Source organism: Candidatus Pelagibacter sp. Uisw_137 (assembly GCF_047720245.1).
Lineage (GTDB): Bacteria > Pseudomonadota > Alphaproteobacteria > Pelagibacterales > Pelagibacteraceae > Pelagibacter.
Window position 1 is genome coordinate 1,288,174 of sequence record NZ_CP159811.1, and the last position, 16,130, is coordinate 1,304,303.

The following is a 16,130-nucleotide window of genomic DNA, read 5'->3' on the forward strand; positions in this document are numbered from 1 at the left end:
TAAATGAAGCCTAAGAAAAAAATTGTACTCGCTTATTCTGGTGGTCTAGATACTTCTATTATTTTAAAATGGCTTCAGGAAAATTATGATGCAGAAGTTATTTGTTACACAGCTGATGTAGGTCAAGAAATTGATAGAAAAAAAATTATAAAGAATGCAAAAAGATTAGGTGTTAAAAATATTATTATTGAAGATTTAAAAGATACGTTTGTAAAAGATTATGTTTTTCCAATGCTTAGAGGACATGCAATTTATGAAGGTGTTTATTTATTGGGTACTTCAATTGCAAGGCCCTTAATTGCAAAACGACAAATTGCTGCTGCTAAAAAATTTGGTGCTTATGCTGTTTCACATGGGTCAACTGGAAAAGGAAATGATCAAGTAAGATTTGAATTAGGCTATCATTACTTTGGGCCAAAAGTAAAAATTATTGCGCCATGGAGAATATGGAAATTAAACTCTAGAACAGATTTAATTAAATATGCAAAAAAAAAAAATATTCCAATTCCGACAGATAAAAAAGGTGCCCCTCCTTTTTCTATTGATGATAATTTATATCACACATCAACAGAAGGAAAGGTTTTAGAAAATCCAAAAAATTCAGCTCCTGAGTTTCTTTTTCAAAGAACGGTATCTCCTGAAAAAGCCCCCAATAAAGCTTCATTTGTAACTATAGGATTTAAAAATGGAGATCCAATAACTGTTAATGGCAAAAAATTGTCACCTGGAAACTTATTAGAAAAACTTAACGATGTTGCTGGTAAAAATGGAATAGGTAGAGTTGATCTAGTTGAGAACAGATTTATTGGGATTAAGTCTAGAGGTGTTTATGAAACACCTGGTGGAACACTATTAATGTCAGCACATAGAGCAATTGAGTCTGTTACTTTAGATAAAGAAACTATGCATAAAAAAGATGAGATTATGCCTAAATATGCTGAACTTATTTACAATGGTTATTGGTACTCAAAAGCAAGATTTAAACTTCAAAAAATTGTCGACCTTAAAAAGAATAAAGTTAATGGCTCCGTTAAGCTTAAATTATACAAAGGTAATATCACCATAATGTCTAGACAGACAAAAAGTAATGCTTACTCAATGAAAAAAGTTTCTTTTGAAGAAAATAAAACTTTTAATAAATCAAATGTAGAACGATTTATTAACCTTCATAAAAGAAAACTTCGTTCATAAAATAATGAAAATAAAAGTATTTGCTGACACAATTTGTGGTTGGTGTTTTATTGGTCAAACAAGATTAAATAATGCATTAAAAAATTTTCCTGAAACTAAATTTGAGATAGAGCATATCCCATTTCAATTAAATACCGACATGCCTAAAGAAGGAATTGAAAGAAGTAAGTACTTAGAAATAAAGTTTGGTGGAAAAAAATTTGCTCAACCGATGTACGATCGAATGACAGAAGAGGCCAACAAAGAAGATCTTAATTTTAATCTAGATAAGATAAAGAAAACACCCAATACAGTATTTTCTCATTTATTAATAAAATTAGCCGAACAATCTAATGCACACAACGAAATTAAAGAAAAAATATATCAATCATATTTTATTGAAGGTCTTGATATTGGAGATAAGGAAATCTTAATTAATATTGGTAAAGAATTTAATATTAACGCAGATATAATTAATGATTTTTTTAATTTAAAAAATATTGAAGAAGTTAATTCATACATTTCAGTTGCAAAAGAAAAAGAGATTAATGGAGTGCCTTTCTTTGAGATAGGAACAGATTTTATTTCAGGCGCCCAAAGCTCTACAAATTTAGAAAGTGTAATAAGGTCTAATTTAAGCCAAAAAAATTAAAGGACACTTTAACCTTTGCCTTTAATGTATAAATATCTATTCTGGTAATATGGAATCACTAAAAAATTGGATGATAGATGCTGCTAACATTTTATTTGATGATAGCAAAAATGATCTGAGAGCTTTGCCGAGATCTGTAAGATTACAAATTTTATTAGTTCTAAGCTTCGTTTGGACAACTGTTTTTAGTTTATATATTTTTTCTTATACAACCTTTGCCTTTGGTTGGGCTGGTCTTTATATAGCACACATTGGACTTATTTTTGCAGTCTATATGACATTCAAGCATTTTCATAAAGCAGAGGCGCAATCTAGCAGTGTATTCCAAACTAAAAATTTTGATCCATTTAAAATAATGGTTATTGTTTTTGTCATTGTATTTATCTTTGTATTTTCTAAGGGAATAGAGATTTTAACGAGTCCCAACCCTAGCTCTTACTCAATCCCATATGATGGTCCATCAAAATCAGTGTTTGAAAAATGGCTACCATTTAGTAAAGATAAGTGATGGAAAAAATAGCAAAAAATTTACAGCTAGCATTAATGTGCATTATTTTAGTAAGCACTGTAATTGCTGTTGGAATGGAAATTAAAAATATGTTTCTAAATCAATCAGTTACATTAGCTGACTTGCTTTTAATGTTTCTATATCTAGAAGTCCTAGCAATGGTCAGAGTTTTTTGGGACCAGCAATCAATAAGCATAACGTTGCCTCTTTTAATTGCAATTACTGCGCTAGCTCGATTTATTATATTACAAGGAAAAGAAATGGATCCCTCAGCATTAGTCTATGAAGCTGTTGCAATAGTCCTTATTGCATCTGCAATAGTTATTCTAAGATTAAGACACAGTGACAAATTAGGACTGAAGAAGAAAAAATCAAAATAAACTACAATGAAATTTGAAACTTCAAGGGCTAAAGCCATTGAAAAATTAAATGATTTTATTGAACAAAATCTTACAGATTATTCAAAATTAAGAAATTTTGATTTTGGAACTGATAACAGATCAAATATTTCTTGTCTATCTCCATACATAACCCATGGAGTAATTAACGAACTAGAAGTAATTGGTAAATCTCTCAATAAGTTTTCTTTTTCTAAAAATGAAAAATTTATTCAAGAAGTTCTATGGCGTATTTATTGGAAAGGGTGGTTGGAGTTAAGACCCAATGTTTGGACTGATTACCTAAAAGAACTAGAAAAAGTTAGAAAAGAGTTCAAAAATAATCAAAATTATAAAGAGGCTATTGAAGGTAAAACAAATATAGAATGCTTTAATCAATGGGTAATTGAGCTTAAAGAAAATAACTATCTCCATAACCATACAAGAATGTGGTTTGCTAGTATTTGGATTTTTACACTAGAATTACCATGGCAATTAGGTGCGGAATTTTTTATGCAACATCTTTATGATGGTGATGCTGCATCAAATACGCTTAGCTGGAGATGGGTAGCTGGGGTTCAAACTCAAGGTAAACATTATCTAGCAAGTGAATGGAATATAAATAAATTTACTAACAATAGATTTAAAAACATAAAACTTAATGAAAATGCCACACCAATATTCAGTGATAAAACTTATCCTATTAATAAAAAAGATTTTTTGAATTCTGAAATTTTGGAGGATCAAACTTTATTAATATTTGAAAATAATATGAATTTTGAATTTTCTGATTTTAAAAAATATAAATTTAAAAAAATTTTGTTAGTCTTAAATGATACAAATAGAACTATCAAATTGAGTGAAAAAGTGTTGAAATTTAAAGCTAATCTTTTAGAGGATCAAAAAATAAGATTAAAAGAAAAATCAATTAATTGTGAAACTGTTAATATTAATGATTTAAATATTATCACCGAAGAAGTTTGTGCTCTTTATCCAACTGTTGGTGAAAATTTAGATTTTATTCAAAATAATCAATTAAAAAATATAAAATTTTTATACAGAAAGTTAGATCAGTTTTCTTGGGAATACTGTAATAAAGGTTTTTTTAATTTTAAAAATTATATTCCAAAAATTATTGCTAAATTTAATTAAGCTAAAAAGGTTTTAATACCATCCAAAATATATTGCACACTTAATCCAACAAGAATAATAGCTACCACCCTTGAGATAACTCCAATTATTTTTTTATTTATTATCTTAGAAAATTTTGAAGCTATAAAAAAAATTATGAAAGTTAAAAATAAAACAGACACTAATGAAATCATTCCTGCAGTTTGATTGGTAAAATTAGTTCCAATATCTGAAACTGAGACTATTACAGAAGTAATGGCAGCTGGTCCTGCAATAATAGGTGTTGCTAAAGGAAAAATGCTAACGTTATCATAATTAAGATCTATATCTTCTTCTTTCCTTTGTTGACGTTTATCAAACAACATCTCTATTGCAATTAGTAACAAAATTATTCCTCCACCAATTGTGAATGCTGAATAAGAAATATTTAAATAACTTAGTAATGCACTTCCAAGTAATGCAAAAAATAGCAATATGATTGAGGCTATTATTGTTGCACTTAATGCTATTCTTATCTTTTTGTTGGTATCCATGTTTTGAGTAATACTTAAAAACAATGGAGTATTTCCCAATGGATCTATAACAATAAAATACAGAAAAAAAGTTTGAATAAAAATCTCAGTCATCTGATTTATCTATCTCTTTAAAAGAATATTACAATTTAAATTATAATTTTTTTAAAATTTTCGTAGAGTGTTTTTGAATAGTTGTTCATATCGGTCATATTATTTTTTGCAGCTTGATCAAATTTTTCTAATGCACCATCACCTAATTGATCCTCAAGAGCCTTTTTATATTCAGTTACGGAGCCCCACTCTTTAACTGTTGTGTCTTTAATCTCAATATGAAATTGAATTCCATAAGCATGATTTTGATATTTAAAAATTTGATATTTGGTTACTGGTGATGAGGCTAACAAAGTAACATCTTTATTATTATCTATTCCTTGCACCTCATAAGAATGCCACTGTAAACTTTTAATTTGATCTGGAAATTTTGAAAATAAAATGTCTTCATTTTTTTCTTTAGTAAAATTTATATCCATTATTCCAATTTCTGCTGGGTTAGATTTTACTACCTTACCACCCACAACTTCTCCTAATAACTGACAGCCTAAACAAAAGCCTAGGTAGGGCTTCTTTAAATCAATGACAAATTCTTTAATTTTTTTTTTCTCTTCAACTAACCAAGGATATTCTTGCTCCATAAAAGTGTCCATTGGACCACCCATACAAAACATTCCATCAAATTTATTTAGATCACTTGGAATTTTTTCACCTTCACCCAACTCTATTGTAGTTAGTTTAAATCCATCATCCAACATAAGATCTTTTATGTATCCAGGATCTTCAATTTTGATGTGCTGCAAGACAATTATATTCATTGCTAATTTATAGTATTTTAGAATGAACTCTATAACAATATTTTAAGTATATAATTATATAATTTAGCTACCTAACTTTAGTAAGCCTAGGTAGCTAACTTTAATTATCTAATTTATGCTTTATCTCCATATTCAGTCATATGTTTTGGAATTCTTTTATTTTTTCCATACATAAAATGATTTTCCATCTTCTCTCTATATTTACTTGCTGGAACAGTTAAGCCAACTGACTCGGCAACTTCTCTAATCAACATTGGGTTTGCTCCACAGCATACTCCAAGATAATGTATTCCTAAAATATTTGCCCATTTTGCAAATTGACCTATTTCATATCTATTACAAAGAAGTGGATCTAGAGCTGTAGGAAATGTTCTTCCATGTGGTGATGGACACTGACAATTACTTCTATCTGGTAGATTAAAAAATGTTGGGTAATCTTCACTGGTTCTATAAGGAATAGGTAAAGCTCCAACATGACATTTAACTGCTTTTCTAATCTCTTTTAAAAAGGGCAACATTGTTGCTGGCCCTCTAAAACAATTTAAACCAACAACATCTGCTCCAAGCTGTTCAAGCTCTTTACAGGTATCAACAACAGATTTTCCATCTCTCATTTTATTTTCACCCATCGGAGATATTGTTAATACTGTTGGTAAGCCAGTTTTTTTCATAACCTCAAGTGCTTTAAAAGCTTCTTCAGCGTAATAAAAAGTTTCACCAATTAACATGTCAGCCCCTTCTTCAACGGCCCAACCAATCATTTCAGAAAACATTCCCTCAACTTCTTTTTGAGATTGAGAGTCGTTATGCTTCCAAATGTTTGAATTAGAGATATTACCCGCCATCAAATTTGGTTTTGATCCTTTGGGAGTATCTAGTGCTACTTTTTTAGCAATTTTTAATGCTGAACGGTTTAGAGGTTCAAGAAGTTCTTCTTTACCTATCACACGCATTTTTTCTCTATGCCCATTATAAGTAAAGGCTTCAACAATATCAGACCCTGCATGCTGAAATTCTCTATGTAAATTTTCTAACACTTCAGGATGATCTAGGGATACCATCGGAACAAATTCTCCAGATGCCATATACCCACGTTTTTCTATTTCAAACAAAAAACCTTCTGCACATATAACAGGTCCTTTATCTAATCTTTCTTTTAGTCTATTTGTACTCATTTTTTTTCTCCAGCTTTTTTGGAGAAAAAAGGTTACATTCTAACAAGAGGGTTAAATTCATAGGCCTCTTTTCTCCTTTTTAGTGCTTAAGCAAATGCAGGGCGCACAATATGGTTCAACTGCCCGGCTTAATTTTATAAAAGATAAAAAAAAACCACCTATCTAAAGCGGTGGTTGAAGCGTCGCTTTAGCAGGATTTATAACGCGCTCCGCAATTAAACTTAACTCAGCGCTAACATAATATAATCATTTATTCTGATAATTGTCAAATAAAATAATAAATAATAAAGTATCTACTAACTTTACCAATTGTGAGCAAAATTAAAAACTCCTTAAATTTAACCCTAAGTAATCCTGCTGCTAATGTTAATGGATCTCCAATAATCGGTACCCAGGCAAACAATAATGACCATTTACCAAATTTATCAAACCATTTTGATGATCTTTCTATTTGTGTTTCTTTAAATGGAAACCACTTTTTTGTAGTAAGATTTCTTGAATAAAATCCTAAATACCAGTTAACAACTGATCCTAAAATATTTCCAAAACTTGCAACTATTAGCAGTAATAAATTATCGTAATTTGATGTTGCAATTAATCCTGCCAACATAAGTTCAGATGAAAATGGTAAAATGGTTGCAGCTAAAAAAGATATTGCAAATAAAGATAAGTAAATCACTTCGAACACTTCTTGGAACAATACTTTACCTTATCCCAATTAAGCTTCCATTTCTTACGCCAAACAAAAGGTCTTTTACAGACAGGACAAACTTTTGAAGGCAAGTTTTCTTTTTTCATTAAATAGTATTTTGTTTAATAAATTTATCAGCTTCGGATAAAATCATCTTTTTTCTTTCATCTTTCATTTTATCAAAAACATAAACCATCATTGATAATCTAGGGTTCTTTAAAAAAAATTTTCTGTTTTTATCTATAAATCTCCAGTACAGGCCATCCATTGTATTGCACCATTCTCCTTTTTTAAAATCCATCATTTTCATAAAATAACTTGATCCACAGATGTATGGTTTCGTTGCAAAAATACCTCCATCACTAAATAAACCCATTCCATAAATATTAGGAACCATCACCCAGTCAGATGAATCCACAAACATCTCCATAAACCATTTGTAGACAATTGTTGGTTTCACCTCACAAAGGTTCATGATGTTGGACAAAATCATTAACCTTTCTATATGATGTGACCACCCATGATTAACGGCGTTTTTAATCGCATGATCCAATGGGGGTAAACCTGTTGTTCCCTCGTACCAAGATTTTTTCATTTTTCTTTCATGCTTGAAAAAATTTTTAGTTTCCATTTCATCAGAATAACCTTGATAAATTCCACGCATGAACTCTCTCCAGCCAACTACCTGACGGATATATCCTTCAAGTGAGTTCATTCTAATTTTATGCTTTTTATGAAATTCTAAAATTTTTTGGATTATAATCTCAGGAGTAATTAGACCTAAATTAATATATGGACTTAATGCACTATGAAATAAAATATTGTCTTTTTGATTAACAGCATCCTCATAGTCACCAAATAAATTTGATTTTTCTTTAATAAAAAAATCTAAAAGCTTAACAACATCACTATATTGAGTCGCAAGCCAAAAATCATTTGTGCTACCAGGATGATTTTTAAATAATTTTTCAATAATTGGTTTTAATTTTTTAGTATGACTGGTTTCGTTAATTTTTGGAAATTTTGGTATTAATATATCTTTCGGTAACTTATTTCTATTATCTTCATCAAAACTCCATTTGCCTCCAATAGGGTTTCCATCGGCGCCCATTAATATTCCAGATTTTTTACGAACCTCTTTATAAAATGTTGCCATAAAAGGTTTTTTTGATTTTACTAAATAACTTTTAAACTCATCTCTTGAGTTTAAAAACATTGGGGTTTGAGCAATATTCCAGTTAATTTTTTCTTTTTTTAAAAATTGAGAAATTTTCTTTTCAAAAAATTTATCTTCAACCTCAAAGCTTGAAATTTCAGTAATTTTTTTTTGATCAATGATAATTTTTAATTTCTTAAAATAATTGTCTTTAAAATCCTTGTCCTCAATTTTAGAATATTCAACTTTGTATTTGTTCACCTTAAGCATATCCGCATATGACCTCATAGAAGATAGAAATAGCAGTATCTTTTGCTTATGATGCTTTTCATAAGTACATAGTTCATGGTCTTCTGCCATGTAAAAAGAGTGGTCCTTTTTGAAGCGGTCTACGTATTTTAATGGAAATAATTGATTGCCAAGTATAAAAAACAATTTCATAGTTTAATATAACTAAATAAAAATTATATGTCAGAAAAATATCTTATTTTTGGTGCGACAGGTTCTGTAGGTTCTAGCTTAGCTGAACAATTAAAAAATTCAGGTAATGATCTTCATCTAGTTGCAAGAAATGAAAATGAAGTTAAAGTAATTGCAGAAAAACTGGGTTGCTCTTATACGGTTGCCGATGTTTTAGAAGATGGGTTTATAGAAAAAGTAAAATCAGATATTAATGAAATCAAAGGGGTCGCTTACTGTGTGGGCTCTATCGATTTAAAACCATTAAGAATGGTCACTGAAGCAGATATGAATAAATGTATGAAACTAAACCTTTATTCAGCTATTGAAGTTATAAAAGGATTTCAAGAAAGTTTAAAAAAAAACAAGGGTTCAGTAGTTTTATTTTCAACTGTTGCTGCTCAAAGAGGTTTTACTAATCATGCAATCATTGCTTCTGCTAAAGCTGCTGTTGAAGGATTAACTGTTACACTGGCTGCTGAGTTTGCTCCAAATATTAGAGTAAATTGCATAGCACCAAGCTTATCAAAATCTAAAATTGCAGAACCAATGTTAAAAAATCCAACAATTGCAGAAGGAATTGCTAAAGCTCATCCTCTTAAAAGATTGGGTGAAGGAAAAGATTCTGCAGCGCTTGCTAAATTTTTAATTACCGAAGAAAGTTCTTGGATTACTGGACAGATAATAGCTGTTGATGGTGGTAGATCAAAACTTTCTTAAAGTGAAAAAGTATTTTTTATTAATAATTTTTTTTCTTTTATTTGCCTCAAAAAGCTTTTCTAACAATTATAAATTCACTAAAATAATAGAATTAAATGAGCCTTGGGGATCATCATTTATTAATAATGATGAAATCATTATTACTGAAAAAAGTGGAAAAATTAAAATCGTTAATGTTGTTTCAAAAGAGGTTACAGAGATTAAACATAATCTTAATTTTTTGGAAGTTGGCCAAGGTGGATTGTTAGATATTATTTACCAAAATAATACTCTATGGATTTCTTATTCAGAAGATAGAGGGGACTCGAAAACAAGCACATCAATTGCAATAGCACAATTAAACAAACAAGAGTTAAATTTTAAAAATATTTTTCAAGCAAACCCTCCTATAGATTCTGGTTATCATTTTGGTTCAAGATTAGCGATTAAAGATAATTATATTTATGCATCAGCTGGTGAAAGAGGCCAAGGTATGATTGCTCAAGATCCCACAAAACATCCTGGTAGTATTATTAGAATTCATACTGACGGCAGTATTCCAAAAGATAACCCAAAATTTGAAGGTAAGAAAAACTGGTTACCCGAAATTTATCAAATAGGTGTTCGTAATCCACAAGGTTTAACACTCTCCGATTATGATGGAAAAATATATCTAAGTAATCATGGAGCAAGAGGTGGCGATTGGTTTGGAGAGGCTAAAAAAGGAGAAAATTATGGATGGAAAATTTTAGGCTGGGGAGGAAAAAATTACTCAGGAACAAAGATAGGTCCTAAATGGAAGCCAGGTTTTACTAAAGCAATTCAATATTGGGTACCTTCTATAGCTACTAGCGCTATTACAATTTACAAAGGAAATGAGTTTAAAGAATGGAATGGGCATGCGCTAGTTACTTCTTTAAAAGACAAATCTTTAAGAAAATTAATATTTAATGATCTAACTAATGTTAAGGAAGATCTTGTATTTAAAAATAATGTTGGAAGAATAAGAGATATTCAAGTTCATCCATCTAATGGTAAAATATTTTTCTTAAGTGAAAATGCTTTATGGTTAATGGAAAAAAAATAATCTTAATTTGATAATATATTTTTTAAAGTGTTAATCTCTCCAATTTTAAAAATGATTGCATCATTTTTTTTAAAACCATATTTTTCTGCACTAGCTTTAAATCGTATAGGTGGTTCCATAATGGGTTCTAATGATAAAACAAAAGTTCCCCAGTGTGTTCCCATAACTTTTTTACTTCTTAAATCTTTAGCTACATTTAAGGCTTCTTCTGGTGTTGTGTGATAAATCGATTTATCAAACATAGGTTTAAAATCATAAGCTCCAATATTAATCATTGTTAAATCAATTGGACCATATTTTTCACCTAATTCTTTATAAATATTTCCATAGCCAGTATCACAAGCAAATAAGATTTTTTTACCCTTATATTCAATTAAGAAATTGCCCCAGAGTGTTTTATTCATGTCTGTTAGACTTCTTTTAGACCAATGAACAGCTGGGAGTAATGTTACTTTTAAATCCTCATTAACTTTGATTTCTTCATACCAATCCATTTCATTTACATCGTTAAACTTATTTTTTATAAAATATTTTCCAAGATTTAGAGGTGTTAAAACTTTTGTATCTTTAAACGGATACTTTCTAATAGTTCCCATATCTTGATGGTCATAATGATTATGTGTTAATAATAATAAATCTGTTTTTGGAATTTCATTTAAATTTAGAGCAGGCTCAGTAAATCTATCTGGGCCAAAAATTAAAGGTCCCGCATTTTTAGAGAATACAGGATCTGTTATAATCGTTGTGTCTCCAAGTTTAATTAAGTAAGTAGCATGACCAATCCAAGCAATATAATCTTCATTTTTATACTTTTCTAAATCAGATAAAACTTTGCCTTTATCAACAACGTGTTCTTTAGGAACGGTCATGTCTATTTTCTTTTTCAATTTAATAAATTGTGTGTAAGAAAACTTGGCTTGGCTAGTTCTAGCTGGCGATCCTTCTGGATTTCTAAAGGTTCCATCTGGTAAATGATGATAAGGTTTTTTATCCATAGCGATTGATGATGAGTTATAAATAATAATCGTAATTAAGAAAGTTAAAAATTTTTTCATCTATCTTTTCTTAATTCTATAATCTTTTAAAAATATGACTAAAAACCCCTGACCATAATAGTTCATAGTTTTTATCAATTAAAAAATTATAGATATTACTTTTTTTTATTCCTTTTGCATGAACTTCAACACACACTAATTCTGGTTTAAACTTTTCAAAAGATAGTCCCCTTAGAACTTTTAGGTCAGCACCCTCTACATCAATATCTAAAAGATCAATTTTAGAATTTTTATATTTATCTCTGCTCAGTATTTCATCCAAAGTAAAAGCTTTTATTTCTTTTTCTTTAATGTTGCCTTGGAAAACAATTTCTGCTTGACCCTTTTCTATCGTACTTAGTTGACTAAGTTCTTTTTGATAAAATAGTTTTATATTTTCATTTTTATCTGAAATTGCACAATTATAATTAAGATCTTTGGGTCTCATAAAGTTAAAAAGGTCAATAGAAAATTGACTTGTATCTACATTAACTCCACTCCAATTCTGCATATGTAATAGGTGAGTATTATTTCTATGTATAGGGTGATAACAGCCAACATCTACGTAAAAACCATTTTTTCTATCTTTAAAGTAGTTTAAAATAGCGGTGTCTTCATTGTTCATTGCATAAGATTTTTTTTTGATAAAAAATTTATGCTTAATGTAAATACTGTGAATTATGTGAAGTTTTCTGAATATTTTTTTTAACACTTATTTTTGTGATCTTTTAAAGCACTCAATGGTATTTTTTAATAGGCAGGCAATAGTCATGGGTCCTACTCCACCTGGAACGGGTGTTAAAGCTCTTGCAACTTTTGATACTTCTTCAAAAGCAACATCTCCAACTATACCGTTTTCAGTTTTATTAATTCCAACATCTATTACAATTGCATCTTTTTTAACCCAGTCAGCTTTTACAAGTTCTGGAATACCAACCGCTGCAACAATAATATCTGCCTCTAAACATTCTGCTTTTAAATCTTTAGTTCTGGAATGAGTGATTGTTACTGTACAATTTTCTTTTAGAAGTAACTGCGCCATTGGCTTGCCATTTAAGTTTGATCTACCAATCATAACCGCTTTTTTCCCACTCAAATTTGGTTCGATTTTTTTAATCATTAGATAGCATCCTAAAGGGGTGCAAGGTACTGAACTTTCATATCCTGATGAAAGATTTCCAACATTCATTGGGTGAAACCCATCAACATCTTTACCTGGTAAAATAGTTTCAATAACTTTTTGCTTATCGATGTGTTTTGGTAAAGGCAATTGAACTAAAATTCCCGAAATACTTTCATCTTTATTTAGCTCGTCAATTTTATCTAATACCGTTTTTTCTTCCACAGTCCCTGGATATCTAATTACTTCAGATTTTAACCCCACTTCATTCGCAGCTTTTTCTTTCATACGAACATAAATTTGACTAGGAGCCATATCTCCAATTAATATTACTGTAAGTCCTGGAATTTTATTATACTTAGCTTTTAACTCTACAACCTCTTGTCTTAGTTCTTCTCTGAGTTCAGCTGCTATTTTTTTTCCATCTATCAAGATCATAAATTTCCCTAAAAAATCATTGGTGCAATGTAGAGTTTCATACACATTTCTATAAACCAAATCAACAACAGTAGTACTACTGGTGCAATATCTAATGATCCCAAGTTAGGGAGAAATCGTCTTATTCTATTAAGCATTGGCTCAGTTAATCGGTAAGTCATTTCTAATATTGAATAAACAAACCTGTTTTGAGTATTTATAATATTAAAAGAAACAAGCCAGCTAATTACTACATTTGTAATTACCACATAAGAATAAAGCTTTAATATTTGGAGTGCTAAGTAAAAAATAGCTATCATTTTTTCTCAATATAAATTGACTGACTTGGGAAAGCAAAAGCTGCTTTGTTTCCTTCAACAATTTGCTTTATTTCAATTGCAAGTTTTTCCTTAACTTCCAACCATGTTGAAAAACTATTAGAAGTAGTAAAGCATCTAACCCTCATATCAATCGAACTATCTGAAAATTTTTCAACTCTAACCGCAACTCCTACAGCTTTATCAAAATCATCATTTTTATTAATGTGGCCTTCAATTTCATCTCTTATTTTTTTTAACTGATCAACAGTAGTGTCGTATTGAAGTGTTATTGCCCAATCTATTCTCCAGTTAGTTGTCTCACTAATATTGATAACTGCATTTTCAGCAAACTGAAAATTAGGAATTATAGCTAAAGATTTATCAAACTTTCTTAAAACTGTTGATCTAAAACCAATTTTCTCAACAATACCTTCAATAATACCTTCAACTAAAATCCAATCTCCAATCTTAAATCTTTTTTCAACTAAAACTAAAATCCCTGAAATCAAATTTTTGAATAAGTCTTGTGCACCTAACGCAACAGCAACACCAAATAAACCAAGTCCAGCAATAATTGGTCCAATTTTTATTCCCCAAAGCTCAAGAACAGCAGCTAACCCTAAAATAAAAATTAAAATCTTTAAAGATTTTATTATCCAGCCCACTAACTCACGGGTTAACATTTTATCTAGTCCACTTAAAATATAAGAAATTGGTTCAATAATTTGATGGATAACCCAAAATATTAAAATTGTAATTAATGTTCGATTAATTGTATCAACTATGGCTCTCCCATCATCTGCAAAAGACATATAATAACTTGCAATAAAAAAACCTAGAACAATTGGTAAAAATCTAGCTGGTCCTTCCATTGCATGGACGAATGTGTCATCTAATTTATTTGTAGTTCTTTTTGAAATTGCTTCTAATCTTTTAATAATAACTTTACTTATTATTCCTCTAAAAATTAAAAAAATAAAAAATATTCCAATACCAATTAGAATTTGAAAAATATCAACTCCACGAATTCCTTTAGACCAAACAGAAATAAACAGATCACTAAAATTACTAAATATGTCCATAATTAAATTTTATATAGCAAAAATTCTTCTTCTCCAGGGTTAAAAAGAAAAATTTTTTTCCACTTAATTTCATTAAGAATTGAAGAGGTTTTTTCTCCAATGCACATCAAATTAGTATTCATCCATAAGGTTTCTAGCTGATAATTTTTAATTACTTTTAAAAAATTAATCGCACTATTTTGTGAATAAATGTAAGTGATTTCAGGCATTTTCAATTTAAGTTTTTCAATAAAGCTTTCATCATACTTTTTAATTTCATTGGCTCTATAATTGATTATTCTTTCCACATTGTAGCCATCTGAAATTAGCTCCTTATCTATATTGCTAGAGATTATTTCTCCACTTATATAAATTAGCTTTCCTTCAGACGATCTAAAATTTTGTAATATTAATTCTTTAAGATTATTAACATTTCCTTCGGCTGCAAAAACATTTTGAAAACCAAAACTTCTAGCTTTTTTTTCAGTGGCATCTCCAACACAAAAGCATTTTAATTTTTTATCAATGTTCTTTATATCCAAAAATTTAATAGCATTAGTGCTTGTAAAAATAATTCCTTTAAACTCAGAATAGTTGGGAGTGTCATATTTTAAACCTTCAATATTGATTAAAGGTAAATGAGATATTTCATGACCCAATGATTGAAATTTTAATATCATTTCATGACAATCATCTAAAGGTCGTGTGAATAAAATATGCATATTATTTTTTGTAAGAATTATTAGACATCTTTTTAAGAGTTTTTCCCATCTCTATTCCTAATTCTTCTGCTTTATCTATACTTTCAGATGATTTTAAGTGAAATCTTTTACTTCCATCTAATGAAAAAAGTTCTACTTCAAGATTAATTTTATTCCCTTCAATGTTTGCAAATGCTCCTACTGCTGTTTCACAGTCTCCTTCTAAAACTTTTAAGACATTTCTTTCAGCTTTTATTGAGCTGTGTGTTGATTGATGATCAACTTGTTTTAATAATTCAATTAAACTTTTATTGTTATCTCTACACTGCAAGGCAATAACTCCTTGTCCAGCACAGGGTATAATTTCTGAAGTAGAAAAAGTTTGAGAGATATTTTGATTCAATCCTAAAGAATCAATTCCAGCATAAGATAGGATAATTGCATCATATAAATTCTCATTAAGTTTTCTTATTCTTGTATCAACATTTCCTCTAATTAATTTACAATCAAGATCTTCTCTTATCTTTTTTATCTGAAATTCTCTTCTAAATGAGGATGTTCCAATAATTGAATTTGAGGCTAAATCTTTTAGATGTTTATTATTTTTGCTAATTAAAATTTCTCTTGGATCATTTCTCTCTAAAAAAAAATCTGTTAACAATCCCTTAGTTTCTTCAGAAGGCATATCTTTTAACGCATGCACAGCTACGTCAATTTTTTTATCTAATAATTCAACTTCTATAGTTTTTGAGAAAAGTCCTTTGCCTCCTACTTCGGATAACCTTTTGTCCTGAACTTGATCGCCCTTAGTTACAATTTCTTTAATGATTACTTCTTCAATTCCAAAATCTTTTGAGTATTTGAGAATTTTTTCTCTAGCCTTTTCTGCATAGATTAATGCTAATTTGCTTCCTCTAGAGCCTATAATAATTTTTCTATTTTTCATTTAATTGCTTTATACTTCATACTTATATTGAGAATGTAATAT

Annotated in this window: 20 protein-coding genes and 1 riboswitch; of the genes, 7 read left to right on the forward strand and 13 right to left on the reverse strand. The window is 29.4% G+C overall.

Annotated features, from left to right (window positions below):
- The first annotated feature begins 3 nt into the window (after nt 1–3).
- Genes ABXT61_RS06885 through ABXT61_RS06905 form a run of 5 tightly spaced genes read left to right on the forward strand, consistent with a single transcriptional unit; the run spans nt 4 to nt 3,859 of the window.
- A complete protein-coding gene (locus ABXT61_RS06885) occupies nt 4–1,191 on the forward strand; it encodes an argininosuccinate synthase (protein WP_415315185.1) in 1,188 nt (395 codons plus the stop codon).
- A 4-nt stretch (nt 1,192–1,195) separates the two neighbouring features.
- On the forward strand, nt 1,196–1,822 hold the full coding sequence (locus tag ABXT61_RS06890) for a DsbA family oxidoreductase (protein ID WP_415315186.1): 627 nt from the start codon (nt 1,196–1,198) through the stop codon (nt 1,820–1,822).
- 49 nt (nt 1,823–1,871) lie between these two features.
- Entirely contained in the window at nt 1,872–2,330 is a 459-nt protein-coding gene (locus ABXT61_RS06895; RefSeq protein ID WP_415315187.1) for a hypothetical protein, read from the forward strand.
- Nucleotides 2,330–2,710 carry a phosphate-starvation-inducible PsiE family protein gene (locus ABXT61_RS06900; RefSeq protein ID WP_415315188.1) on the forward strand — a complete coding sequence of 127 codons (381 nt, stop codon included), beginning with the start codon at nt 2,330–2,332 and terminating at the stop codon, nt 2,708–2,710. The genes ABXT61_RS06895 and ABXT61_RS06900 overlap by 1 nt, the downstream gene beginning before the upstream one ends.
- A gap of 6 nt (nt 2,711–2,716) precedes the next feature.
- Nucleotides 2,717–3,859 (forward strand): FAD-binding domain-containing protein, encoded by a 1,143-nt coding sequence (locus ABXT61_RS06905; protein ID WP_415315189.1) that lies wholly within the window; start codon nt 2,717–2,719, stop codon nt 3,857–3,859.
- Here ABXT61_RS06905 and ABXT61_RS06910 read toward each other — a convergent pair.
- The 6 genes from ABXT61_RS06910 to ABXT61_RS06935 all read right to left on the reverse strand — a co-directional run bounded on the left by ABXT61_RS06910 (nt 3,856) and on the right by ABXT61_RS06935 (nt 8,685).
- Nucleotides 3,856–4,464 (reverse strand): MarC family protein, encoded by a 609-nt coding sequence (locus ABXT61_RS06910; RefSeq protein ID WP_415315190.1) that lies wholly within the window; start codon nt 4,462–4,464, stop codon nt 3,856–3,858. The two genes, ABXT61_RS06905 and ABXT61_RS06910, sit on opposite strands and share 4 nt — an antisense overlap.
- Nucleotides 4,465–4,499: 35 nt before the next feature.
- Complete coding sequence (locus ABXT61_RS06915; protein WP_415315191.1) at nt 4,500–5,222, reverse strand: type 1 glutamine amidotransferase; 723 nt, start codon at nt 5,220–5,222, stop codon at nt 4,500–4,502.
- A gap of 113 nt (nt 5,223–5,335) precedes the next feature.
- Nucleotides 5,336–6,397 carry a homocysteine S-methyltransferase family protein gene (locus tag ABXT61_RS06920; protein ID WP_415315192.1) on the reverse strand — a complete coding sequence of 354 codons (1,062 nt, stop codon included), beginning with the start codon at nt 6,395–6,397 and terminating at the stop codon, nt 5,336–5,338.
- 69 nt (nt 6,398–6,466) lie between these two features.
- A riboswitch (SAM riboswitch) is annotated at nt 6,467–6,531 on the reverse strand.
- Nucleotides 6,532–6,662: 131 nt separating this feature from the next.
- Complete coding sequence (locus ABXT61_RS06925; protein ID WP_415315193.1) at nt 6,663–7,076, reverse strand: YqaA family protein; 414 nt, start codon at nt 7,074–7,076, stop codon at nt 6,663–6,665.
- Entirely contained in the window at nt 7,073–7,195 is a 123-nt protein-coding gene (locus tag ABXT61_RS06930) for a DUF2256 domain-containing protein (RefSeq protein ID WP_018413654.1), read from the reverse strand. Before ABXT61_RS06930 ends, ABXT61_RS06925 begins: the two co-directional genes overlap by 4 nt.
- Nucleotides 7,195–8,685: a cryptochrome/photolyase family protein gene (locus tag ABXT61_RS06935; RefSeq protein WP_415315194.1), complete on the reverse strand. Its 1,491-nt coding sequence runs from the start codon at nt 8,683–8,685 to the stop codon at nt 7,195–7,197. The genes ABXT61_RS06930 and ABXT61_RS06935 overlap by 1 nt, the downstream gene beginning before the upstream one ends.
- Before the next feature lie 27 nt (nt 8,686–8,712).
- Between ABXT61_RS06935 and ABXT61_RS06940 the strand changes: the two genes are divergently transcribed.
- Nucleotides 8,713–9,423 carry an SDR family NAD(P)-dependent oxidoreductase gene (locus ABXT61_RS06940; protein WP_415315195.1) on the forward strand — a complete coding sequence of 237 codons (711 nt, stop codon included), beginning with the start codon at nt 8,713–8,715 and terminating at the stop codon, nt 9,421–9,423.
- The gene (locus ABXT61_RS06945; protein WP_415315196.1) at nt 9,398–10,489 is read left to right on the forward strand and encodes a PQQ-dependent sugar dehydrogenase; all 1,092 of its coding nucleotides are present in this window, start codon (nt 9,398–9,400) and stop codon (nt 10,487–10,489) included. Before ABXT61_RS06940 ends, ABXT61_RS06945 begins: the two co-directional genes overlap by 26 nt.
- A 2-nt stretch (nt 10,490–10,491) precedes the next feature.
- Here the strand turns inward: ABXT61_RS06945 and ABXT61_RS06950 are convergent, their stop codons facing one another.
- From ABXT61_RS06950 to hemC, 7 genes are read right to left on the reverse strand one after another with little or no spacing between them, the layout of a single operon-like run.
- Nucleotides 10,492–11,544, reverse strand: a complete 1,053-nt coding sequence (locus ABXT61_RS06950) for an MBL fold metallo-hydrolase (RefSeq protein WP_415315197.1) — start codon at nt 11,542–11,544, stop codon at nt 10,492–10,494.
- Between the two features lie 16 nt (nt 11,545–11,560).
- Nucleotides 11,561–12,235 carry an FkbM family methyltransferase gene (locus tag ABXT61_RS06955; protein WP_415315198.1) on the reverse strand — a complete coding sequence of 225 codons (675 nt, stop codon included), beginning with the start codon at nt 12,233–12,235 and terminating at the stop codon, nt 11,561–11,563.
- Nucleotides 12,236–13,081 carry a bifunctional 5,10-methylenetetrahydrofolate dehydrogenase/5,10-methenyltetrahydrofolate cyclohydrolase gene (locus tag ABXT61_RS06960; protein ID WP_415315199.1) on the reverse strand — a complete coding sequence of 282 codons (846 nt, stop codon included), beginning with the start codon at nt 13,079–13,081 and terminating at the stop codon, nt 12,236–12,238.
- Nucleotides 13,082–13,089: 8 nt separating this feature from the next.
- Entirely contained in the window at nt 13,090–13,380 is a 291-nt protein-coding gene (locus tag ABXT61_RS06965; RefSeq protein WP_415315200.1) for a YggT family protein, read from the reverse strand.
- Complete coding sequence (locus tag ABXT61_RS06970) at nt 13,377–14,462, reverse strand: mechanosensitive ion channel family protein (RefSeq protein ID WP_415278219.1); 1,086 nt, start codon at nt 14,460–14,462, stop codon at nt 13,377–13,379. The genes ABXT61_RS06965 and ABXT61_RS06970 overlap by 4 nt, the downstream gene beginning before the upstream one ends.
- 2 nt (nt 14,463–14,464) lie before the next feature.
- On the reverse strand, nt 14,465–15,163 hold the full coding sequence (locus ABXT61_RS06975) for a uroporphyrinogen-III synthase (protein WP_415315201.1): 699 nt from the start codon (nt 15,161–15,163) through the stop codon (nt 14,465–14,467).
- 1 nt (nt 15,164) lies between these two features.
- The gene (gene hemC, locus ABXT61_RS06980; RefSeq protein ID WP_415315202.1) at nt 15,165–16,088 is read right to left on the reverse strand and encodes a hydroxymethylbilane synthase; all 924 of its coding nucleotides are present in this window, start codon (nt 16,086–16,088) and stop codon (nt 15,165–15,167) included.
- Between the last annotated feature and the right edge of the window lie 42 nt (nt 16,089–16,130).